Below are 21,011 nucleotides of genomic sequence, written 5' to 3'. Positions count from 1 at the left end.
CGCGCGCGGGTCCATGACCGCGCCCGAGAGGATATGCGCCCCGATTTCCGAGCCTTTTTCCAGGACGCACACGCCGATCTCGACGCCTTTTTCCTGCGCCAGTTGCTTCAGGCGGATCGCCGCAGACAGACCAGCCGGACCGCCGCCTACGATCACCACGTCGTATTCCATCGACTCGCGCGGGCCGTATTGCTCCAAAAGACTTGCAGGGGTCATCAAAGCTCCTCTTGCCATTAGAATGCTTTTTTCGGGTTCGTATTGTCGGGTAACGTTCCCCGGGCTGCAACCGGACAAATCAATTTCTGCACGATCGTTCTATTCTATGCCAGAATCGTCGTCTTTCTGTTGACGCCGGTTCTGGTGTCTCTTCTTCTTATTTGAACAGGGACCGCAAATGGGCCGCTCGATCAATCTGGAAGGCAAGGTTGCGATGATCACCGGGGCGTCGAGCGGGCTTGGCAAGCGCTTTGCCCGCGTGCTCTCGCAGGCCGGCGCGAAGGTCGTACTGGCGAGCCGGCGCGTCGAGCGGCTCAAGGAGCTGCGCGCCGAGATCGAGGCCGAAGGCGGGGCTGCGCACGTCGTTTCGCTCGACGTGACGGACTACCAGAGCATCCGCTCTGCAGTGGCGCATGCCGAAACCGAGGCGGGCACCATCGACATCCTGGTCAACAATTCCGGCGTCTCGACCACGCAGAAGCTGGCGGACGTGACGCCCGCCGATTTCGAGTACGTGTTCGACACGAACACCCGCGGCGCCTTCTTCGTCGCACAGGAAGTCGCGCGGCGCATGATCATGCGCGGCAACGGCGGCGGCCCGAAGCCGGCGTACCGCATCATCAACATCGCTTCGGTGGCCGGGCTGCGCGTGCTGCCGCAGATCGGTCTGTACGCGATCAGCAAGGCTGCCGTCGTGCACATGACGAAGGCGATGGCCCTCGAATGGGGCCGCTACGGGATCAACGTGAACGCGATCTGCCCGGGCTACATCGACACCGAAATCAACCACCACCACTGGGCGACCGAGCAGGGCCAGAAGCTTATCTCGATGCTGCCGCGTCATCGCGTCGGCACACCCGAAGATCTCGACGGCCTGCTGCTGTTGCTGGCCGCCGACGAGTCCTCCTTCATAAACGGCGCCATCATCACCGCCGACGACGGCTTCGGACTCGCCTGAGCGGCGGGCCAGGGCCGCCGCGCGGCGCCTCGTATCAACGCAAAAAGAAGTGCAATGACTGATTACCACCCCGTTTTTGAAATGACCATGCCGATCCGCTGGGGCGACATGGATGCCTTCGGCCACGTGAACAACACGGTCTATTTCCGCTACATGGAGCAGGTGCGGATTTCCTGGTTCGAGCAGTTGGGCGTGGCCGGCAGCAATGCGCGAGGACAGGGGCCGGTGATCGTCAACGCCTCGATGGAATTTCTGCGGCAGCTACACTATCCGGGCGATGTTCTGTGCACGATGACCGTCGGCCAGCCGGGCCGCAGCAGCTTCGACACCGGGTTCGAGCTGCGCCGCGCCGACGACCCTGAAACGGTCTACGCGCGCGGCAACGCCCGTTGCGTGTGGATCGACTACGCGGCGGGCAAGTCCGTGCCGATTCCCGACACGCTGCGTGCGACGATCGAGCATGCTCCGCTCGTCAAGGCGAGCCGGCCCGGTTGAGCGCGCCGCGGCGCGCTTTCCGTTGCCGCCGCCGCTTTGGTTGCCCCTGCTGTTGCCGCTCCAGGCCGCGTTCGCCGTCGTTATTGCCCGAGCAGCCGCTGCAGCAGCTCGGTCGCGTTGCCGGTGTCGTACTTGCGCATGAGCCGCGCGCGGTAGACGTCCACGGTGCGCGAGCTGATGTCGAGAATCCGGCCGATCTGCTTGCTGGTCTTGCCGGTGACCAGTTGCGCGGCGATTTCGCGCTCGCGCGGCGTCAGTTCGACGGCGACGCGCCGCGTCGCGCTCAGGTCCTCGAACGTCCAGACGCCCGCTGCATGAGGCGCCGCCCGATCGAGCGAGCGGCCGGTCACGTGGCACCAGAAGAGCTCGCCGCCGGCGCGTTTCATAATGCGATCGTCGGCGTAGCTGCCGAGCGCGCTCATGATCGGCGGAATGCGTGTGCCGATGCGCTCGAATTCGTCCTCCGATGGATACAGCACCTGAAAGGACTGGCCAATCAGCGCCTCGCGCGTGCAGCGGAAAATGGCGGCGACCTGGTCGTTGCAGTCTTCGATGATGCGTTCGCGCGATAGCACGAGGCCGATCGGCGCCAGGTGAAAGGCGGTCTGATAGTCGAGCGCGGAGCGGGCAGGCGTGTCGTGCATGGCGGAGATGCGGGTATTGCTTTATGTAGTTTTGCGTATTGTGCCGCAACATGCCGCCAGCGTACGCTTTGCACCCACAGGAAGGCCGATTGGCTGAACGGCCGAGGCGGCTGCCTGACTGCATCGCCACGCGTGCATGGCTAGAATGAAGCCTTCCCGGGACGGGCTCGACGTCCTCGCGCAAGACCGGAACAAACCGGTATCCGGATTTTCATTCGAGGAAAGGACACACTGATGAACAAGGTCTACCCAGGCGCGGCAGCCGCGCTCGAAGGCATCGTCAAGGACGGCCAGACATTCGCGGTCGGCGGTTTCGGGTTGTGCGGCATTCCCGAGGCGCTGATCGGCGCGCTGCGCGACACGGGCGTGAAGGGCATTACCTGCATCAGCAACAATGCGGGCGTGGACGGCTTTGGTCTTGGCCTGCTGCTGCAGACGCGCCAGATCAAGAAAATGATCTCGTCGTACGTGGGCGAGAACAAGGAATTCGAGCGCCAGTATCTCGCGGGCGAGCTCGAGCTTGAATTCACGCCGCAGGGCACGCTGGCCGAGAAGCTGCGTGCAGGTGGCGCGGGCATTCCGGCGTTCTTTACGAACACGGGCTATGGCACGCTGATTGCCGAGGGCAAGGAAACGCGCCAGTTCGGCGACCGGCACTACGTGCTCGAGCACTCGCTGACGGCCGACGTGGCGCTCGTGAAGGCGTGGAAGGCGGACAAGTCGGGCAACCTCGTTTTCCGCCGTACGGCGCGCAACTTCAATCCGATGTGCGCGATGGCGGGCAAGATCACGGTCGTGGAGGTCGAAGAGATCGTCGAGAACGGCGAACTCGATCCGGATGCGGTCCATACGCCGGGTATCTTCGTACAGCGCATCGTGCTCAATGCGCACCCGGAAAAGCGTATCGAACAACGCACCGTGCGCGCTGCGGCACGCGCCTAAGGGAGACCGATCATGGCATGGAATCGTGACGAAATGGCCGCACGCGCGGCGCAGGAACTGCAGGACGGCTTTTACGTGAACCTCGGCATCGGCTTGCCGACGCTCGTGGCCAATCACGTGCCCGAAGGCATGGAAGTCTGGCTGCAGTCGGAAAACGGCCTGCTCGGTATTGGCCCGTTCCCGACCGACGACGAGGTCGACGCGGACATGATCAACGCCGGCAAGCAGACCGTGACGACGCTGCCGGGTTCGTCGATCTTCTCGTCGGCTGACTCGTTTGCGATGATCCGCGGCGGGCACATCAATCTTGCGATCCTCGGCGCGATGCAGGTGAGCGCAAAGGGCGACCTCGCGAACTGGATGATCCCGGGCAAGATGATCAAGGGCATGGGCGGCGCGATGGACCTCGTGGCGGGCGTCAAGCGCGTGGTCGTGCTCATGGAGCACGTCGCGAAGGGCGATCAGCACAAGATTCTCGAAAGCTGCACGCTGCCGCTTACGGGTGTAGGCGTCGTGAACGTCATCATCACCGATCTCGGCGTGATCGAGGTGACCGACGCGGGCCTCGTGGTGACCGAACTGGCGCCGGGCGTGACCGTCGAGGAAATCAGGGCGAAGACGGGCGCGCCGCTCGATGTGAGCGCCATGAGCTGAAAGCTGTAGCGGCTGTATATACACGGACGGCTCGAACATGATCGGGGCGGGCGGGACTTCGGTCTCGCCCGTTTCGTTTTTGGACGTGTCCATTCTCGCGCCTCGGTGAGCGCGTGAAACGTCGGCCGAACGGCATAGGCCGGTTGGCCAGGTCGCGTGCGTGCGCCGCCTTGCTGCGCGGGGCAGTCCGGTGAACCAGCAGGCTCCGGCAAGACCCCGCTGGCATCCCGCGTGTGGCTCTCGTGCGGCGCAAAGCCGATTACAATCGGCCCACAGCCTTCAACGAGGAGTCATTGATGAGCCAGGCGTCCGTTTTGCCGCGACAACACCATGTTCAGTGTCTGAGCCCCTCGGGCCTGCATCGCATCGCGTACACGGAGTGGGGTGACGCAGCCAATCCGCGCGTGCTCGTCTGCGTGCACGGACTCACGCGTTCGAGCCGTGACTTCGACCGGCTCGCCGCCGCGTTGTCGGATATGTACCGCGTCGTTTGCCCCGATGTGGCCGGGCGCGGGTTGTCGTCGTGGCTCGTCGATCCGCGCGGCTACGGCATCGCGCAGTACGTGGCCGACATGGTCACGCTGATCGCACGCACGGGCGTCGAGAGCGTGGACTGGTTCGGCACATCGATGGGCGGTTTGATCGGCATGGCGCTCGCGGGCTTGCCCGACGCGCCGATTGGCCGCATGGTGCTGAACGACGTGGGTCCGCGTATCGAGCCTGTGGCGCTTGCGCGCATCGGCGACTACGTCGGCCGCGACGAGCGATTTCCTTCGCTGCAGGCGGGCATCGATCGCGCGGCGCAGCTCGCTGCCTCGTTCGGGCCGCTCACGGCCGACGACTGGCGCGAGATCAACACGCCGCTGCTGCATGAAGTGGATGGCGGGTGGCGCATGCGCTACGACCCGCGCATCGGCGAGCCGTTCAAAAGCATTACGCCTGAACAGAGTGCACAGGGCGAGCAGTTTATGTGGCGTTCGCTGGCGGCATTCAAGGGGCCGGTGCTCGTTGTGCGTGGCGAACATTCGGACCTGCTGTCGCGTGAGACGGTGGCGAAAATGGTCGCAGCCGGACATGACGTCTCGAGCGTCGAAATCCCGGGCGCGGGCCATGCACCGGCATTTCTGGACGCCGGGCAGATCGCAGTGGCGCAGCGCTTCCTCTGTGCATCGCACGCTGAAGCGTCATAATGTGAAATTGGCCGAAACGGCCTCGGAATCACCTGCAGTCAACCTCTACAGGATTATTTATGGCAGTCATTCGTCACCATGTCGGTCCGCGTCTTTCGGAAACGGCCGTTCACAATGGCACGGTCTATCTCGCCGGCCAGATCGCGGAAGACTCGAAGCAGGACATCACAGGTCAGACGCGAGAAGTCCTCGGCCATATCGATCGCCTGCTTGCCGAAGCGAACAGCGACAAATCGCTGCTGCTTTCCGTGCAGATCTATATCGCAGACATGAAGGATTTTCCCGGCATGAACGCCGTGTGGGATACGTGGGTCGAGCAGGGTGCAACGCCGCCGCGCGCGACCGTCGAGGCGAAGCTCGCGAATCCGGAATGTCTCGTTGAAATCGTCGTGGTGGCGGCGCAGCGTAGTTGAGCATCCGCGCCGCCCTCTACAGTTGTTGGTTCTTTCCTGTTGCATCCCGTCCGGCGTGCCGGCGGGCACCGTCTCATGAGTAGCGATAGCCTTCCATCCGAGCATGCCGTTGCGGCTGTGCTGCCGTCCATCGACGACGCGCTTGCGTTCGTGCGCGAACACGCGGGCGACGCTCGCCTGTCGACAGGCGAGCTTTTGATCGAGCATGCGCAGGGCACTGCAACGCTCGTAGGCGCGCTGAACATCGATCCGCCAGCGGTGCTTGCTGCGGCGCTCTTCAACATCGCGCCGCATCTGGACGATCCTGAAACGATGCTCGAAGCGCGCTTCGGACCGGAAGTGACGAAGCTCGTCTTCGACGTGCGCAAGCTGCTGCGTCTCGGCACCGTGAGCTTGCGCGCGGCACAGAGCGCCGCGACCGGCACCGGGCACGACACGCAGTCCGAGCGCCGCGCGCAGGTCGAATCGCTGCGCAAGATGCTGCTTGCGTTCGCGCAGGATATTCGCGTTGTGCTGATCCGGCTCGCGTCGCGGGTGCAGTCGCTGCGCTACTACGCGGCGGCGAAGATCACGCCCGCGCCGGCGGTGTCGAGCGAGACGCTCGAAATCTACGCGCCGCTTGCAAACCGGCTCGGCATCTGGCAGCTCAAGTGGGAACTCGAAGACCTCGCGTTTCGCTTCGAGGAGCCCGCCACCTACAAGCGCATCGCGAAGCTGCTCGACGAAAAGCGCGTCGAGCGCGAGTCCTATGTCTCCGAAGCGATTGCGCGGTTAAAGCGCGAAATCGCGGCGGCGCAGATCCATGCCGAGGTGAGCGGACGGCCCAAGCATATCTACAGCATCTGGAAGAAGATGCGGGGCAAGGATCTCGATTTTGCGGAGCTTTACGATGTGCGCGCATTCCGCGTCATCGTGCCGGATATCAAGGATTGCTACACGGTGCTCGGCATCGTGCACAACCTCTGGCAACCGGTGCCGAAGGAATTCGACGACTACATTTCGCGCCCCAAGCCCAACGGTTACCGCTCGCTGCATACGGTCGTGATCGGCGACGACGGACGCGCGTTCGAAGTGCAGATCCGTACGCAGGAGATGCACCAGTTCGCCGAGTATGGCGTGGCTGCGCACTGGCGCTACAAGGAAGCCGGTTCGCGCGGCTACGGCGGGCAGTTCAGCGCAAGCGGAAGCTATGACGAGAAGATCGCGTGGCTGCGCCAGCTGCTCGCATGGAAGGACGACGTGGCGGACGGTCGCCAGCCCTGGGAGCAACTGCGCCAGACCACGCTCGACGACGACCATATCTACGTACTGACGCCGCAGGCGCGCGTGATCGCGCTGCCGCTCGGCGCGACGCCCCTCGATTTCGCGTACCACCTGCACAGCGAGCTTGGCCATCGCTGCCGTGGCGCGCGCGTGGACGGCGCGATGGTGCCGCTCAACACGGCGCTGCGTAACGGGCAGACCGTCGAGGTCGTCACGGTGAAGGAGGGTGGCCCGTCGCGCGACTGGCTCAATCTGCAGCTTGGCTATCTGCAGAGCTCGCGCGCGCGGCAAAAAGTGCGTGCGTGGTTCAACGCGATCGATGCGCAGGAGAACATCGCGAACGGCCGGGCGATGGTCGAAAAGACTCTGCAGCGCGAGGGCCGCACATCGGTCAGTCTCGATCAGCTTGCGGTGCGGCTTGGCTTCAAGACGCCCGACGAACTGTTCGCCGTGGTCGGCAAGGAAGAGTTCAGTCTGCGCAGTGTCGAGCAGGCGCTGCACGATGCCCCTGCTGCCGAGCCGCAAGTGGAAACGCCCGAGCAGCTCACGAAGCGCGCGAGCGGAACGAACGTGGCGCATGGGGCGTCGTCGGGCGTGCTCGTGGTTGGCGTCGACGCGCTTCTCACGCAGCTTGCACGCTGCTGCCGCCCGGCGCCTCCGGATGACATCAGCGGTTTCGTCACGCGCGGCAAGGGCATGTCGATTCATCGCAGCGATTGCCCGACGTTCCTGCGCATGGCGCACCGCTCGCCAGAGCGCGTGCTGCAGACCACATGGTCCGCAGACGTGATGGGCGGACGCGGCAAGTCGGTCTATCCGGTGGATATCTCGATCGAGGCCAGCGACCGCCAGGGCCTGCTGCGCGACATTTCGGAAGTGTTCGCACGCGAAAAGATGAACGTGATCGGCGTGAAAACGCAGTCGCGGCGCAACGCGGCGTACATGATGTTTACGGTCGAGGTGTCGAACTCCGCGCAGATCCAGCGGGCGTGCTTGCTGCTCGGCGAGGTGAGCGGCGTAGTGAGAGCGATGCGCAAGGGGTGACGAGGGGCGACGAGCGGTAACAAGCGTTGATCCGCAGCGCGTTCAAGCGGCGTTGTTCCTGCGTCGCAAAAACCGCTTGCCAAGTCTGCAGGCACTTCTTATAATCTTGTTTCTTTAGGCTCGTAGCTCAGCTGGTTAGAGCACCACCTTGACATGGTGGGGGTCGTTGGTTCGAGTCCAATCGAGCCTACCAACGAAATCGAAGCAGCGGCATTGCCGAGGCTTCAGGTGCAGTAAAAGCTGCAGTGGAAACACTCAGCGCCACAAGGCGAACACGGCAAGGCGAATACGGTTATGACACCGCGAACGTTCACCGAAACTACTTCGGAGCGACGCTAGTCGAGGACCTCTTTCGCCTGCTGTATGGATTGAAAAAGTGAATGCGGCCCCTCGAAAGCGGGGCCGCATTTTTTTTGGCCGCGAGATCGTGTGCGGGTCTCTGCGAGCCTCTTTGACGGCGTGCGACTGGCTCAGATCGGGCCGGCCCATTTTGGAGAATGCAATGGTTGCGATACGTCTGCCCGACGGCTCGGTTCGACAGTACGATCATCCCGTGACGGTCGCCGAAGTGGCGGCCTCGATTGGCCCGGGTCTCGCCAAGGCGGCGCTCGGCGGCAAGCTCGATGGCGAACTGGTCGATACGTCAACGCTGATCGATCGTGACGCATCGCTTGCCATCGTCACCGACAAGGACGCAGACGGCCTCGACATCATCCGTCACTCGACGGCGCACCTGCTCGCCTACGCGGTCAAGGATCTGTACCCGGAAGCGCAGGTCACGATCGGGCCGGTCATCGACAGCGGCTTTTACTACGACTTCGCCTACAACCGTCCCTTCACGCCCGAAGATCTCGACAAGATCGAAAAGCGCATGCAGGAAATCGCGAAGAAGGACGAGCCGGTGTCGCGCCGCGTCGTCTCGCGCGGCGAGGCGGTCGATTACTTCTTGAGCATCGGCGAGAAGTACAAGGCCGAGATCATCGACTCGATTCCGGGCGCCGAAGACATCAAGCTGTACTCGCACGGCGGTTTCACGGACCTTTGCCGTGGCCCGCACGTGCCGTTCACGGGCAAGCTGAAGGTCTTCAAGCTTATGAAGGTTGCGGGCGCCTACTGGCGCGGCGACTCGAAGAACGAGCAGCTGCAGCGCATTTACGGCACGGCCTGGGCGAAAAAGGAAGATCAGGACGCCTACCTGCACATGCTCGAAGAGGCCGAGAAGCGCGACCATCGCAAGCTCGGCAAGCAACTCGACCTGTTCCACATGCAGGACGAGTCGCCGGGCATGGTGTTCTGGCACCCGCGGGGCTGGACGCTCTGGCAGCAGGTCGAGCAGTACATGCGCGGCCGCCTGCGCGTTGCCGGCTACGACGAGATCAAGACGCCGATGATCATGGACCGCTCGCTGTGGGAAGCGTCGGGCCACTGGCAGAACTATCGTGAAAACATGTTCACGACGGAATCGGAAAAGCGCGACTACGCGATCAAGCCGATGAACTGCCCGGGCCACGTCCAGGTGTTCAATCACGGCCTGCGCTCGTACCGCGATCTGCCGCTGCGCTACGCCGAATTCGGCTCGTGCCACCGCAACGAGGCATCGGGCGCGCTGCACGGCTTGATGCGCGTGCGCGGCTTCGTCCAGGACGACGCGCACATCTTCTGTACGGAAGATCAGATCATCAGCGAATCCATCGCCTTCAATACGCTCGCGATGAGCATCTACAAGGATTTCGGGTTCGATCATATCGACATCAAGCTGTCGCTGCGCCCGGATTCGCGTGCGGGGTCGGATGAGACGTGGGACCGCGCCGAGCAGGGTCTGCGCGACGCACTGACGGCCTGTGGCCTGAAGTGGGAAGAGCTGGCGGGCGAGGGGGCGTTCTACGGTCCGAAGGTCGAGTACCACATCAAGGACGCGCTTGGCCGGTCGTGGCAGTGCGGCACGCTGCAGCTCGACATGGTGCTGCCGGAGCGCCTTGGCGCCGAGTACGTCGCGGAGGACAACAGCCGCCGCCGACCGATCATGCTGCACCGGGCGATCCTCGGCTCGATGGAGCGTTTCCTCGGTATTCTGATCGAGCACCATGCTGGTGCAATGCCGTCGTGGCTTGCACCAGTCCAGGTCGTGGTGATGAATATCGCGGAAAATCAGGCGGATTATGCCGCCAATCTGACCCAATCGTTGCAAAAACAAGGGGTTAGAGTGCAGGCTGATTTGCGCAACGAGAAAATTAGCTATAAAATACGCGAGCACACGCTTGAGAAGGTCCCGTACCTGCTTGTCGTCGGCGACAAGGAGCGTGAAGCACAGACGGTAGCCGTGCGTGCCCGTGGCGGCGTCGATCTGGGTGTCATGCCCGTCGATGCCTTTTCGGAGCGCCTGCGCGAGGACGTGCAGACGTTCCGGTGAGCCACTCCGGCAGCGCGGCTCGTTTTTTTAATTTTTAGAGGAAACGTAACATCGCTACTGATAAGTCGCATCGCATCAACGGCGAAATTTCTGCGCCCGAGGTGCGTCTCGTCGGAATCGACAATGAGCCGCTCGGCATCGTAAAGCTCGCTGATGCGTTCCGGATGTCGGAACAACAGGACGTCGATCTGGTTGAAATTGCGCCGCAGGCAGTGCCTCCGGTTTGTCGTTTGATGGACTACGGCAAATTCAAGTACCAGGAGGCGAAGAAGCAGCACGAGGCCAAGCTCAAGCAGAAGGTCATCCAGGTCAAGGAAGTCAAATTCCGCCCGGGTACCGACGACGGCGATTACAACGTGAAGCTGCGCAATCTCACCCGCTTCCTCGAAGAGGGTGACAAGACGAAGATCACGTTGCGTTTCCGGGGCCGCGAAATGGCCCACCAGGAAATCGGCATGCGCATGCTCGAACGTCTGCGCCTTGACCTCGACGAGGTGGGCCAGGTCGAGCAGATGCCGAAGATGGAAGGGCGCCAGATGATCATGGTGCTCGCTCCGAAGAAAAAGAAGTAAGTGCGGCAATGAGCACGCGTGGCGCCGCACTGGCGGCGCGGCGGGTGTGAAGTTTTGCGAAGTTTTGAGTAGTACGCCGCGGCGGCGTTCGATGCCGGGGCGCGAAGCAGGTTCCGGAACGGCGCCCGCGCGCCGCACGTTCAGTGCGGTAAACGGGCGTTTTTCCTGAAAGCGGCGGTTAGCAAGATCAGCCAGCTGCCAAAACAAGTGGAGTGGGTTTCGAAGGGCGGTCAGAGGGCAAAGCGCATCGCGCGCGCGAGCCAGCCGCACACCCATGTCCATCAAATAATGGAGTATTCGTCATGCCCAAGATGAAGACCAAGAAGAGCGCTGCAAAGCGCTTCGTGGTGCGTCCGGGTGGTACCGTCAAGCGCGGTCAAGCCTTCAAGCGTCACATCCTGACCAAGAAGACCACCAAGAACAAGCGTCACCTGCGTGGTGCAACGGCCGTTCATGATGCAGATCTGAACTCCGTCCGCGCAATGATGCCGTTCGCGTAATCCTCAACCGACAACTCACAGGAGCTAAACATGCCTCGAGTCAAACGTGGGGTTACCGCACGGGCCCGTCACAAGAAGATCATCAACCTGGCCAAGGGTTACCGCGGCCGTCGCAATAACGTCTATCGCATCGCCAAGCAGGCGGTCATGCGCGCAGGCCAGTACGCCTACCGCGATCGCCGCAACAAGAAGCGTGTGTTCCGCGCACTGTGGATCACGCGTATCAACGCGGCGGTGCGTCAGCACGACATGACCTACAGCGTGTTCATCAACGGCCTGAAGAAGGCGTCGATCGAACTCGACCGCAAGGTTCTGGCCGATATGGCGGTGTTCGACAAGGCTGCATTTGCTGCGATCGTCAAGCAGGTGAAAGCCGCCGTCGCTGCCTGATAGCAGGTATTGCGCAGGTTCGTTGCAGCGAATACTCCGGCCGTTTCGCGGAGCGATGGATTCGCTGCAACAAAAACGGGGCTCCTCACCGAGCCCCGTTTTTGTTGGTAAATACGCTTCTTGCGCCGCTTTTTGCATCGCTTTTTGCATCGTTTCATGCCGTGCCGCTCGCACATTGCAGATCGCAGCGGCATCGCTCAAGACTCAAACACTGACGCTGAAAAGATGGGATCAATGGATCTGGACCAGATTGTCGCCGACGCGCAAAGCGCCTTCACTTCCGCCCCTGACGTCAACACGCTCGAAAACGAGAAAGCCCGTTTTCTCGGCAAGTCGGGAACGCTTACCGAGCTGCTGAAGGGCTTGGGCAAGCTCGATCCCGAGACGCGCAAGACCGAAGGCGCGCGTATCAACGCCGTGAAGCAGCAGGTCGAGGCCGCGCTGAACGCACGCCGCCAGGCGCTTGCCGATGCGCTCCTGAACCAGCGCCTCGCCGCCGAGGCGATCGACGTGACCCTGCCGGGCCGCGGGCAAGGCAAGGGCAGTCTGCATCCGGTGATGCGCACGTGGGAGCGCGTCGAGCAGATTTTCGGCTCCATCGGCTTCGACGTCGCCGACGGTCCGGAAATCGAGACCGACTGGTACAACTTCACGTCGCTCAACAGCCCCGAAAACCATCCGGCACGCTCGATGCAGGACACGTTCTACATCGACGGCAAGGATGCCAAAGGCCTGCCGCTCGTGCTGCGCACCCACACGAGCCCGATGCAGGTGCGCTATGCGCGCACGCACACGCCGCCCATCAAGGTGATCGTGCCGGGCCGCACCTATCGCGTCGACAGCGACGCGACCCACTCGCCGATGTTCAACCAGGTCGAAGGCCTGTGGATCGAGGAGAACATCAGCTTCGCGGATCTGAAGGGCGTCTACACGGATTTCCTCAAGAAGTTCTTCGAGCGCGACGATATCAAGGTGCGCTTCCGTCCTTCGTACTTCCCGTTCACGGAGCCGTCGGCCGAAATCGACATGATGTTCGAGCAAGGCAAGAACGCCGGCAAGTGGCTCGAGATCTCGGGCTCGGGCCAGGTGCATCCGGCCGTGATCCGCAACATGGGCCTCGACCCGGAGCGCTATATCGGCTTCGCGTTCGGCAGCGGTCTCGAACGCCTGACGATGCTGCGTTACGGCGTGCAGGATCTGCGCCTGTTCTTCGAAGGCGATCTGCGCTTCCTGCGCCAGTTCGCCTGAGGCGTCCCTCGCGGGACGCGACGCATCTGCGCTTTGCGAGGCGGACGCTGCACTGAAATAACGGTGCGCGAGAACCCTTCGCTGTGGTCTCAATCTGTCTGGAACGTACAACGAAATGCTATTCCCCGAATCCTGGCTGAGAAGCTTTGTCGATCCGAAGCTCACGACCGACGAACTCGCCCACGCGCTCACCATGGCCGGCCTCGAAGTCGAAGGTCTGCGCCCGGTCGCGCCGCCCACGTCGAAGATCGTCGTCGGGCGCGTGCTCGAAGTCGTCAAGCACCCGGACGCGGACAAGCTCAACGTGTGTCAGGTCGATGCCGGCACGGGCGCGACGCTGAACATCGTCTGCGGTGCGCCGAACGTTGCGCCCGGCATCAAGGTGCCGGTGGCGCTCGTCGGCGCGGAACTGCCGCCCGCCGAGGAAGGCGGCAAGCCGTTCGCGATCAAGCTCTCGAAGCTGCGCGGCGTGGAAAGCCAGGGCATGCTGTGCTCGGCGCGCGAACTGAAACTCTCCGAGGACCACAGCGGCCTGCTGATCCTGCCGCAGGATACGCCGATCGGCCAGGACATCCGCGAGACGCTCAACCTCGACGACACCATCTTCGAAATCAAGCTCACGCCGAACAAGGCCGACTGCCTTTCGGTGTACGGCGTTGCGCGCGAAACGTCCGCGATTACCGGCGCGCCGCTGCTCGCGCCCGCGTTCCCGACCGTGAACGTGACGCTCGACGAAAAGCTGCCCGTGAAGATCTCGGCGCCGGATCTGTGCGGCCGCTTCTCGGGCCGCGTGATCCGCGGCGTGAACGCGCACGCGAAGTCGCCGCAATGGATGGTCGATCGTCTTGAGCGCTCGGGCCAGCGCAGCATTTCGGCGCTCGTCGACATCTCGAACTACGTGATGCTCGAACTGGGCCGCCCGTCGCACGTGTTCGATCTCGACAAGATCCACGGCTCGATGGACGTGCGCTGGGGTCGCAAGGGCGAGACGCTCAAGCTGCTCAACGGCAGCACCGTCGAAGTCGACGAAACCGTGGGCGTGATCGCCGACGAGCGCGAGATCGAAAGTCTCGCGGGCATCATGGGCGGCGACAGCACGGCCGTCTCGCTCGATACGAAGAATATCTATCTCGAAGCGGCGTTCTGGTGGCCGGACAGCATCCGTGGCCGCTCGCGCCGCTACAACTTCTCGACCGATGCGGGCCATCGCTTCGAGCGTGGCGTCGATTGGTCCACGACCGTCGAGCACATCGAGCGCATCACCCAACTGATCCTCGATGTCTGCGGCGGCGCAGCCGGTCCGATCGACGACCAGACCGTCAATGTGCCCCAGCGCGCGCCCGTGACCATGCGCGTCGCGCGTGCGGGCCGCATTATCGGCGTGCAGATCGGCGCCGATGAGATCGCGCAGATCTTCACGCGTCTGGGTCTCGCGTTCGAGCGCAGTCGTGGCGACGAGGGCGAAACGTTCAGCGTGACGCCGCCCGCGTACCGCTTCGACATCGAAATCGAAGAAGACCTGATCGAGGAAGTCGCGCGTATTTACGGCTTCGAGAAGATCCCGGCGAATCCGCCCGTCGCGAAGAGCGAGATGCGCGCGACCAACGAGACGCGCCGCTCGATTCACGCGATCCGTCACGCGCTCGCCGCGCGCGACTATGCGGAGACGATCAACTTCAGCTTCGTCGATGCCGAATGGGAGCAGGACTTCGCGGGCAACGACAAGCCCGTGCGTCTGCTGAACCCGATCGCGAGCCAGCTCTCGGTCATGCGCACGACGCTGATCGGCAGCCTCGTCAATGTGCTGCGCCACAACCTCAACCGCCGCGCCGAGCGCGTGCGTGTGTTCGAGGCGGGCCGTGTTTTCCTGCACGATCCGTCGATTGTTGCGGGCGAGATGACCGTCGAAGGCTTTGCACAACCGAAGATGATCGGCGCGCTCGCCTATGGTCAGGCATTCGAAGAGCAGTGGGGCGTGCCGTCGCGCGCCGTCGACTTCTTCGACGTGAAGGGCGACCTCGAAGCGCTGTTCGCGCCGCGCGTGCCGCGCTTCGTGAAGGCCGAGCACCCGGCGCTGCACCCGGGCCGCAGCGCGCGCGTCGAAGTGGACGGCAAGGCGGTGGGCTGGATCGGCGAAATGCATCCGCGCTGGATGCAGAAGTACGATCTGCCGCACGCTCCGATCGTGTTCGAAGTCGAAGCCGATGCGCTGATGGCATGCGAACTGCCGGCTCCGTCTGAAGTCTCGAAATTCCCGCCGGTGCGCCGCGATATCGCGCTTGTCGTCGATCAGAAAATTGAGGTTCAGGCGTTGCTGGACGAGTTCCAGAATGGCATGCAGGATGAGGTTTGCCGGATTATCCAGAGGGTTGCGCTTTTCGATGAATTTCGTGCAAAATCAAATACTTCCGGGCTCGGTGCGGACGAGAAAAGCCTTGCCTTCCGGGTGACCCTGCAAGATACTGGCGGAACCCTTCAGGACGAGACGGTCGATGCGGCCATCAAGTCCCTGGTGGACCGCCTGGCTCGAGTGTATGGCGCCCGGCTGCGTGGATAAGGTCTCGATAAGGCCTGAATAAGGCCTGAGACCCACGCGTACCGTTGACCGGCTTCCGGTTTGCAGTGTTGTTGTTGCAACTGGAAGCGCGCCATTTCAAAGATAGATGAACGAAATGAACTCGAGTGATTTCGAAGCCCTCCTTGCGGCACAGCGAAGCGCCATGAATCGCGATATACCTGCCTCGACGGACACGCCGACGCTGACGAAAGCTGAACTGGCGGAGCTGCTGTTCGACAACGTCGGGCTCAACAAGCGCGAGGCGAAGGACATGGTGGAAGCGTTCTTCGACGTGATCCGCGACGCGCTGGAGAGCGGCGACAGCGTGAAGCTGTCGGGCTTCGGCAATTTTCAGTTGCGCGACAAGCCGCAACGACCCGGCCGCAATCCGAAGACGGGCGAGGCGATTCCGATCGCCGCGCGTCGCGTCGTGACGTTCCATGCGAGCCAGAAATTGAAGGCGCTGGTGGAAAGCGGCGCCGAAGCGAGCTTCACCCGCTGAACCCAAGCGGCGCCCCCGCCGCGGTGGCATGAGGCGGGCAGCGTAGCGAAACGGCGACGCGATATTGCGCAACCACCACGACGGCAACCTGGCGATGACACAGACAGTCGAAAAGGTCGTCTTGCCTCCGATTCCGGCCAAGCGTTATTTCACGATTGGCGAAGTGAGCGAGCTGTGCGGCGTGAAGCCACACGTGCTGCGCTACTGGGAGCAGGAGTTCACGCAGTTAAAGCCCGTGAAGCGGCGGGGCAACCGTCGCTATTACCAGCATCATGAGGTGCTGCTGATCAGGCGCATACGCGAGCTGCTGTACGAGCAGGGCTTCACGATCAATGGCGCGCGCAACCGTCTGGACGCGCACGGTGCCGTGACCGATGAACCGGCGGCTCAGACAGAGGCTAGCGAAGCGCAGGTTGCCGCGCATGGCGCGATGGCCCTGGTCGATGTCGATCAGTTGCGCAAGGAATTGCTGCACGTGATCGATCTGCTGGGGTGTTGAAGTGCGATGCGTCAAAACTTCTCGCTGACAGTTCTAATTAGGGCGAGGCTCTGTTATACTTTTCAGCTCTCGGGGCGTAGCGCAGCCTGGTAGCGTACCTGCATGGGGTGCAGGTGGTCGGAGGTTCAAATCCTCTCGCCCCGACCAGGAAAATTAAGGACTTACGGTGAAAGCCGTAGGTCCTTTTTTATTTCCTGTGCGGAATAGGGCCACTCTGGGGCCACCTCGGGATGTTGGGGCTTGGTGGGAGCTTGTGGGGCCGCGCAAGGATGCAGGTTCCGCAACCCCGAGCGGGCGATGAACATCGCCCGTGACAAGTATCGGCAGACGTTCGATCTGCAGCGGACTGCCGATGCCAGAGCGAGCAACGACGCGGGCCTTGGTCTTGCTGCGACCGATGCGCCCTTGGTGGCGGTGCCTCGTATCGAGGCGTGTGACCACCGCAGCGGGTGTTATGCTGCGGAACGTCGCGCCCTCATGAATCGCACATAACGTCTCGAAGCAAAACGCCGGAGGCTGCACGGAGAGGTCTATACCGATGTTTGAGGAGCCCTAACGGAAAATTCCTCTGCTTGAAGTTTCCCAGGCCCCCTCTCTGAGATTCGTTCGCATGTCCGTAGATCATCGCCTTTGCTGGAGCACGCCATACGTCAGGAAAAAGCTGATCGAACACTCGCTTTCGGAACGGGCGGTCTTCGCCTATTTCCTCGCCATCACGACTTTCGACTGGCTACAGTTCTCTCTCATCGCGGCCACGCCGAGTCTGAAAGTCGAACCGTGGATGCTCGCCAATGCGTGGGCTACTTTCGGCGTGACGATAGCGGGTGTTGTGTACCTCTTCGGCAGAAACCGTGGCGGTACTCGCTTCATGTCGCGCTATTTCCCGCTATCGGTCACGGTCGGCTGGAAGTGCGTCGTGTTCCTGTATGCGTTGAACTGGCTAATCGACGCATGCTTTGCGGACTATGGACAAACGGTTGTTGGCTGGCTTTCCACGGCATGTGCGGGCGTCATCAACATTTTCATGTTCTGGCGTATTGGTTATCACCTCAGTGCGATTGCTCGGGCATCGGCGAACCGGGAAGCGAGCGCGCCGCCGCAGCCGGTATGATCGCCGCAGTCGCGTGAATGAGTGAGCAAGATTCGGCTGTTAATTTTCCTCACATATCGGTGAGAATCCCTCGTTATGAACCGCGCGCCGCACGATTTACGATCAGGTCATGTTTTGGCCACCGGCGCGTGCACATAACCAGCCGGTTTTTACATGAGTGCCCGTCATGGACCCTATAGAGCTCGCTCAACTCCTGTTTCTCGCCGCCGTGTGGGGCGGATCGTTCCTGTTTATCCGCATCGGCGTAGCCGATTTTGGCGTTGCGCCATTGATGGCGTTGCGCGTCGGCATCGGCGCGCTGTTCCTGCTGCTCGTGCTGTTCTTGCGCCGTCCCGCGCGTGAGGCGGTCGGTACGTTGCGCGAACGGGCCTGGCCGCTTTTTGTCGTCGGCATCCTCAACTCGGCCGCACCGTTCTGTCTCTTCGCCTGGGCCGAGCTGACGCTCTCCGCGGGCGTGACATCGGTCATCAATGCGACGACCCCGCTATGGGGCGCCGTCGTCGCGTATCTGTGGCTCAAGGACCGGCTGAGCGGGATGCGCATTGCCGGGCTCGTGATCGGGTTTGCCGGTGTGCTCGCGCTCGTGGGCGACCAGATCCTGACGCATGCGGGCGACGGGGCTTCGTCGTCAACCACCGCACTCGCGGCAGCGGCGGCGCTCGGCGCGACGCTGCTCTACGGCATTGCCGCGAGCTATACGAAGCGCCATCTGACCGGCGCCGATCCGCTCACGGTCGCCGCTGGCACGATGATGGGCGCGACGATCGTGCTCGTGCCGTTCGCCGTTGCGACCTGGCCGTCGACGCCCATCTCGCTGCACGCGTGGGGCGCTGTGCTCGGACTCGGCATCGCCTGTACGGGTATTGCCTATCTGCTGTTCTTTCGGCTGATCGCCGCCATCGGTCCCGCGCGCACGATTACCGTCACGTTCGTGATTCCGGTCTTCGGCATCTTGTGGGGGGCGCTCTTTCTGGGCGAGCGTGTGTCGGCGGGCATGGTCGGCGCGTGCGCAACGATTCTCGTCGGCACGTCGCTTGCAACGGGTTTTGTGAAGCGCCTGCCGGGTCTTCGCGCGCAGCAGGGTGGGGCTAGCGCGAAGCAGTGAGCCTTTGGTGTTAGGCGCCGCGTTTCGATTTGGTAGCGCATGCATTCGATGCGTGCGCTACGACCGCTTTATGAGCGGCATGAAGACTCGCAGCTGGCCGAATCAATACAAGGACCGGTAACGAGCGGATCATGACGATCTCGCCGAACATTCTATTTCTTTGAGAGGCAAGCGCTCGCGAACGAACTAGAGACATCTTTGCAGCAATGAAAATTCTAAAAAAACTACAACATCCCTTCCAGGGAAGTCGATTGTCAGGAATAAATCCTTTATACCCAGATTTCATTTCGCCACCACGCTCGTCCAAAATATTTGTTCCGATGGAAATCAGTGCACCAGCATCCTTGGTGACAATGCATTTCTCAAGGGTATAATTTAATTTTTCGTATAACTCGGAATCAACCTCCTTTAGAGTGTTGGTCGCATATTTCCTTAGAGCTCCTCCGATCCCATTTCGAGAGTCTTTCTGACGCGCTTACAGTTACGTGCGTGACTCCAGTCTTCAGCATCTTTTGGGGCGCACGCGTTCTTGGCGAGCGGGTGTCGGCAGGCACCGCTTGCGCGCGAGGCGATTCTCGTCCGCGCGGCGCTTGCAACGGGCTTCGTGACGCACATGCCGGTTCTTTGCACACAGCAAGTCGGGGGCTGGCTCGATGCGGTGCACTTTGACTTCGCGCGTGCGCTTCCGTACTGCGCTGAGCCTGGACCCGGTGCGAGGCAAAGCGTTGTCGTGAACAACGCCATGCAGTCGGCCAGGACGGCTCGCATCGCTTCGAGCGGAAATAGCCAACATAGCTCGCGACGCCCGCGTGTCCATCGAATTCAACGACGAAACTGGATGCCGCATATCCATGCGCGCTAATCCCGGTTGAACGGATGTGCTTATTCATTCCGACGTGATACAGCATGAATTAGCATTGTCAGTCAGATAGCGTTTGTCGGATTTCGGTAATTTTCAGACACTTAAATCTAGTATAAAAATGAAAATATGGCAGATTTAATTCTTCAGCATAATATGCCGATAAGTGAGGTAATTAATACATCGTTGGGACGCTTCTGTGCTACGTGTCGAAAGCCTCCCGTCAGCGACTCCGAAGCTATGACAGTGTAATGCTCACAATATTGTGCGGTGCAAAAGCGGTCGAGACACGATAGACGCACGATTACCAATAGAAGTCTAAACTGGCGCCGTTCTTCGGAAATGGCTCGATTGTGGTGTGGACAACTCAATACGCTGTCTTCGCTTAATGATCTTGCCTACAATGCAAAGAACGGGTTTGGGTTGAGTGGCTTTATTGGGCCGGTGTGGAATGCGCAACGATGAATCGCCGCTTTCAAGGTTTATCCATCAATGCGGATCCGTTAGTTTTCGGTCCGCTGTGTGTCGGACGGATGGATCGTCCGGCGCATGGCGCAAGCCGGCTCAGGCCGATTTGACGCACGGCGGGTCGCTTCGCGGCCCCGGGCGACGACGACTTTCGCAACTGCCCAAATGCCAAGGCGGTTGCGCGACGCTCGCGCCCCGGCGGACTTCGCTCCAGCGTCGTTAGATTGACCTTCGCATCGGGGCTTCCATGAAAGAAAAGAAATTGCCGTGGCAGGACTATTGCGCGCGCGGGGTGCTGGCGGCTCTGCTGGGTCTTGGATCCGCAAGCGCGCACGCTGATCGGTTCGGCGTCCAGCTTGGTGGAGGGATCGGTGACCATGACCTGAAGAAATTCGATCTCGGCGTCGTCTGGGATCCCGGCTGGGAATGGTGGCATGTTGGCGGCTTTCATTTCACCGTGGTCGGCGAGGGCCACGTCGCGTACTGGCATGCAACGCCTTCCAATGCATCGGCCCGAGGCATCTGGGAGTTCGGCATCACACCGATGTTCCGCATCATCAAGGACACGGGATGGATCCGTCCGTACTTCGAGGCGGGCCCTGGGGTGCGTCTGCTGTCGAGCGTCTATGTGGCGCCTGGCCGGACTGTGTCGACTGCCTTCCAGTTCTCCGAGACGTTTGGCGTTGGCGCGCAATTCGGCGAGCGCCAGAACTATCAGGCCGGTGTCCGCTTCCAGCACCTGTCCAACGCGGGCATCAAGAGGCCGAATCCGGGCATCAACTTCACGCAGATCTATCTGCAGTACAACTTCTAGCGCGATGCCCTTGATCGGATCAAGAACGGTGAGCAGAAGGTAGCGGAGGACGGAACTGCCATTACTCAGAAACGGCTATCGGCGCTGATCGTAATGGGGCGACGCGAGGCATGGACACGAGCATGTCGGCGGAATTTTTTCGCCGAACCGCGATGAG

At 61.8% G+C, this 21,011-nt stretch carries 21 protein-coding genes and 2 tRNA genes; 21 read left to right on the top strand and 2 right to left on the bottom strand.

Features of this window, described 5'->3' with window-relative positions:
* Positions 1–216 (bottom strand): NAD(P)-binding protein (locus EPN59_RS02110; RefSeq protein ID WP_293045414.1); only part of this gene is annotated, 216 nt, incomplete at its 3' end.
* Positions 217–394: 178 nt separating this feature from the next.
* Between EPN59_RS02110 and EPN59_RS02105 the strand changes: the two genes are divergently transcribed.
* Both EPN59_RS02105 and EPN59_RS02100 read left to right on the top strand, forming a co-directional pair.
* Complete coding sequence (locus EPN59_RS02105) at positions 395–1,174, top strand: SDR family oxidoreductase (protein ID WP_293037407.1); 780 nt, start codon at positions 395–397, stop codon at positions 1,172–1,174.
* Positions 1,175–1,228: 54 nt separating this feature from the next.
* On the top strand, positions 1,229–1,669 hold the full coding sequence (locus EPN59_RS02100; protein WP_293037410.1) for a thioesterase family protein: 441 nt from the start codon (positions 1,229–1,231) through the stop codon (positions 1,667–1,669).
* A gap of 80 nt (positions 1,670–1,749) precedes the next feature.
* Here EPN59_RS02100 and EPN59_RS02095 read toward each other — a convergent pair whose 3' ends face one another.
* The gene (locus EPN59_RS02095; protein ID WP_293037413.1) at positions 1,750–2,313 is read right to left on the bottom strand and encodes a LuxR C-terminal-related transcriptional regulator; all 564 of its coding nucleotides are present in this window, start codon (positions 2,311–2,313) and stop codon (positions 1,750–1,752) included.
* A 234-nt stretch (positions 2,314–2,547) separates the two neighbouring features.
* Here EPN59_RS02095 and EPN59_RS02090 point away from each other — a divergent pair, with 234 nt between their 5' ends.
* From EPN59_RS02090 to EPN59_RS02000, 19 genes are all read left to right on the top strand, one after another.
* Positions 2,548–3,255, top strand: a complete 708-nt coding sequence (locus EPN59_RS02090) for a CoA transferase subunit A (RefSeq protein WP_293037416.1) — start codon at positions 2,548–2,550, stop codon at positions 3,253–3,255.
* Between the two features lie 12 nt (positions 3,256–3,267).
* The gene (locus tag EPN59_RS02085) at positions 3,268–3,909 is read left to right on the top strand and encodes a CoA transferase subunit B (protein WP_293037419.1); all 642 of its coding nucleotides are present in this window, start codon (positions 3,268–3,270) and stop codon (positions 3,907–3,909) included.
* A 296-nt stretch (positions 3,910–4,205) separates the two neighbouring features.
* Positions 4,206–5,099 carry an alpha/beta hydrolase gene (locus tag EPN59_RS02080; protein WP_293037422.1) on the top strand — a complete coding sequence of 298 codons (894 nt, stop codon included), beginning with the start codon at positions 4,206–4,208 and terminating at the stop codon, positions 5,097–5,099.
* A 59-nt stretch (positions 5,100–5,158) separates the two neighbouring features.
* Positions 5,159–5,512, top strand: coding sequence for a RidA family protein (locus tag EPN59_RS02075; RefSeq protein WP_293037425.1), 354 nt, complete (start codon positions 5,159–5,161; stop codon positions 5,510–5,512).
* 75 nt (positions 5,513–5,587) lie between these two features.
* A complete protein-coding gene (locus EPN59_RS02070) occupies positions 5,588–7,819 on the top strand; it encodes a bifunctional (p)ppGpp synthetase/guanosine-3',5'-bis(diphosphate) 3'-pyrophosphohydrolase (RefSeq protein ID WP_293037427.1) in 2,232 nt (743 codons plus the stop codon).
* Positions 7,820–7,935: 116 nt separating this feature from the next.
* Positions 7,936–8,012: transfer RNA gene (locus EPN59_RS02065), tRNA-Val, on the top strand.
* 309 nt (positions 8,013–8,321) lie between these two features.
* The gene (thrS, locus tag EPN59_RS02060) at positions 8,322–10,229 is read left to right on the top strand and encodes a threonine--tRNA ligase (protein ID WP_293037430.1); all 1,908 of its coding nucleotides are present in this window, start codon (positions 8,322–8,324) and stop codon (positions 10,227–10,229) included.
* Between the two features lie 50 nt (positions 10,230–10,279).
* Positions 10,280–10,801 carry a translation initiation factor IF-3 gene (gene infC, locus EPN59_RS02055; protein WP_293037456.1) on the top strand — a complete coding sequence of 174 codons (522 nt, stop codon included), beginning with the start codon at positions 10,280–10,282 and terminating at the stop codon, positions 10,799–10,801.
* A 302-nt stretch (positions 10,802–11,103) separates the two neighbouring features.
* The gene (gene rpmI, locus EPN59_RS02050) at positions 11,104–11,301 is read left to right on the top strand and encodes a 50S ribosomal protein L35 (protein ID WP_293037432.1); all 198 of its coding nucleotides are present in this window, start codon (positions 11,104–11,106) and stop codon (positions 11,299–11,301) included.
* A gap of 30 nt (positions 11,302–11,331) precedes the next feature.
* Positions 11,332–11,691 carry a 50S ribosomal protein L20 gene (gene rplT / locus EPN59_RS02045; protein WP_004192938.1) on the top strand — a complete coding sequence of 120 codons (360 nt, stop codon included), beginning with the start codon at positions 11,332–11,334 and terminating at the stop codon, positions 11,689–11,691.
* Between the two features lie 234 nt (positions 11,692–11,925).
* Positions 11,926–12,939 (top strand): phenylalanine--tRNA ligase subunit alpha, encoded by a 1,014-nt coding sequence (pheS, locus tag EPN59_RS02040; protein ID WP_293037437.1) that lies wholly within the window; start codon positions 11,926–11,928, stop codon positions 12,937–12,939.
* A gap of 115 nt (positions 12,940–13,054) precedes the next feature.
* Positions 13,055–15,496: a phenylalanine--tRNA ligase subunit beta gene (gene pheT / locus EPN59_RS02035; RefSeq protein WP_293037439.1), complete on the top strand. Its 2,442-nt coding sequence runs from the start codon at positions 13,055–13,057 to the stop codon at positions 15,494–15,496.
* 106 nt (positions 15,497–15,602) lie between these two features.
* The gene (locus EPN59_RS02030) at positions 15,603–15,998 is read left to right on the top strand and encodes an integration host factor subunit alpha (RefSeq protein WP_293037441.1); all 396 of its coding nucleotides are present in this window, start codon (positions 15,603–15,605) and stop codon (positions 15,996–15,998) included.
* Between the two features lie 94 nt (positions 15,999–16,092).
* Positions 16,093–16,497 carry a MerR family transcriptional regulator gene (locus tag EPN59_RS02025; protein WP_293037444.1) on the top strand — a complete coding sequence of 135 codons (405 nt, stop codon included), beginning with the start codon at positions 16,093–16,095 and terminating at the stop codon, positions 16,495–16,497.
* Between the two features lie 70 nt (positions 16,498–16,567).
* Positions 16,568–16,644, top strand: a tRNA-Pro gene (locus EPN59_RS02020).
* Positions 16,645–16,794: 150 nt separating this feature from the next.
* Positions 16,795–16,989: a hypothetical protein gene (locus tag EPN59_RS02015; RefSeq protein WP_293037447.1), complete on the top strand. Its 195-nt coding sequence runs from the start codon at positions 16,795–16,797 to the stop codon at positions 16,987–16,989.
* Positions 16,990–17,107: 118 nt separating this feature from the next.
* Positions 17,108–17,608, top strand: coding sequence for a hypothetical protein (locus EPN59_RS02010; RefSeq protein WP_293037450.1), 501 nt, complete (start codon positions 17,108–17,110; stop codon positions 17,606–17,608).
* A 166-nt stretch (positions 17,609–17,774) separates the two neighbouring features.
* Positions 17,775–18,713, top strand: coding sequence for a DMT family transporter (locus EPN59_RS02005; protein WP_293045411.1), 939 nt, complete (start codon positions 17,775–17,777; stop codon positions 18,711–18,713).
* A 1,574-nt stretch (positions 18,714–20,287) separates the two neighbouring features.
* Positions 20,288–20,854: an acyloxyacyl hydrolase gene (locus EPN59_RS02000; protein ID WP_293034049.1), complete on the top strand. Its 567-nt coding sequence runs from the start codon at positions 20,288–20,290 to the stop codon at positions 20,852–20,854.
* The last annotated feature ends 157 nt before the right edge of the window (positions 20,855–21,011 follow it).

The sequence above is a fragment of the Paraburkholderia sp. genome, assembly GCF_004298475.1.
GTDB lineage: Bacteria > Pseudomonadota > Gammaproteobacteria > Burkholderiales > Burkholderiaceae > Paraburkholderia > Paraburkholderia denitrificans.
Note: the sequence above shows the minus strand (reverse complement) of the source record. Positions and strands in the feature narration are given on the sequence as shown.

Bases quoted from the DNA above. Each gene is read 5' to 3' on its own strand.
- EPN59_RS02105 (WP_293037407.1), top strand. From the start codon at position 395: ATGGGCCGCTCGATCAATCTGGAAGGCAAGGTTGCGATGATCACCGGG.
- EPN59_RS02100 (WP_293037410.1), top strand. From the start codon at position 1,229: ATGACTGATTACCACCCCGTTTTTGAAATGACCATGCCGATCCGCTGG.
- EPN59_RS02095 (WP_293037413.1), bottom strand. From the start codon at position 2,313: ATGCACGACACGCCTGCCCGCTCCGCGCTCGACTATCAGACCGCCTTT.
- EPN59_RS02090 (WP_293037416.1), top strand. From the start codon at position 2,548: ATGAACAAGGTCTACCCAGGCGCGGCAGCCGCGCTCGAAGGCATCGTC.
- EPN59_RS02085 (WP_293037419.1), top strand. From the start codon at position 3,268: ATGGCATGGAATCGTGACGAAATGGCCGCACGCGCGGCGCAGGAACTG.
- EPN59_RS02080 (WP_293037422.1), top strand. From the start codon at position 4,206: ATGAGCCAGGCGTCCGTTTTGCCGCGACAACACCATGTTCAGTGTCTG.
- EPN59_RS02075 (WP_293037425.1), top strand. From the start codon at position 5,159: ATGGCAGTCATTCGTCACCATGTCGGTCCGCGTCTTTCGGAAACGGCC.
- EPN59_RS02070 (WP_293037427.1), top strand. From the start codon at position 5,588: ATGAGTAGCGATAGCCTTCCATCCGAGCATGCCGTTGCGGCTGTGCTG.
- thrS (WP_293037430.1), top strand. From the start codon at position 8,322: ATGGTTGCGATACGTCTGCCCGACGGCTCGGTTCGACAGTACGATCAT.
- rpmI (WP_293037432.1), top strand. From the start codon at position 11,104: ATGCCCAAGATGAAGACCAAGAAGAGCGCTGCAAAGCGCTTCGTGGTG.
- rplT (WP_004192938.1), top strand. From the start codon at position 11,332: ATGCCTCGAGTCAAACGTGGGGTTACCGCACGGGCCCGTCACAAGAAG.
- pheS (WP_293037437.1), top strand. From the start codon at position 11,926: ATGGATCTGGACCAGATTGTCGCCGACGCGCAAAGCGCCTTCACTTCC.
- pheT (WP_293037439.1), top strand. From the start codon at position 13,055: ATGCTATTCCCCGAATCCTGGCTGAGAAGCTTTGTCGATCCGAAGCTC.
- EPN59_RS02030 (WP_293037441.1), top strand. From the start codon at position 15,603: ATGAACGAAATGAACTCGAGTGATTTCGAAGCCCTCCTTGCGGCACAG.
- EPN59_RS02025 (WP_293037444.1), top strand. From the start codon at position 16,093: ATGACACAGACAGTCGAAAAGGTCGTCTTGCCTCCGATTCCGGCCAAG.
- EPN59_RS02015 (WP_293037447.1), top strand. From the start codon at position 16,795: ATGAACATCGCCCGTGACAAGTATCGGCAGACGTTCGATCTGCAGCGG.
- EPN59_RS02010 (WP_293037450.1), top strand. From the start codon at position 17,108: ATGTCCGTAGATCATCGCCTTTGCTGGAGCACGCCATACGTCAGGAAA.
- EPN59_RS02005 (WP_293045411.1), top strand. From the start codon at position 17,775: ATGGACCCTATAGAGCTCGCTCAACTCCTGTTTCTCGCCGCCGTGTGG.
- EPN59_RS02000 (WP_293034049.1), top strand. From the start codon at position 20,288: ATGAAAGAAAAGAAATTGCCGTGGCAGGACTATTGCGCGCGCGGGGTG.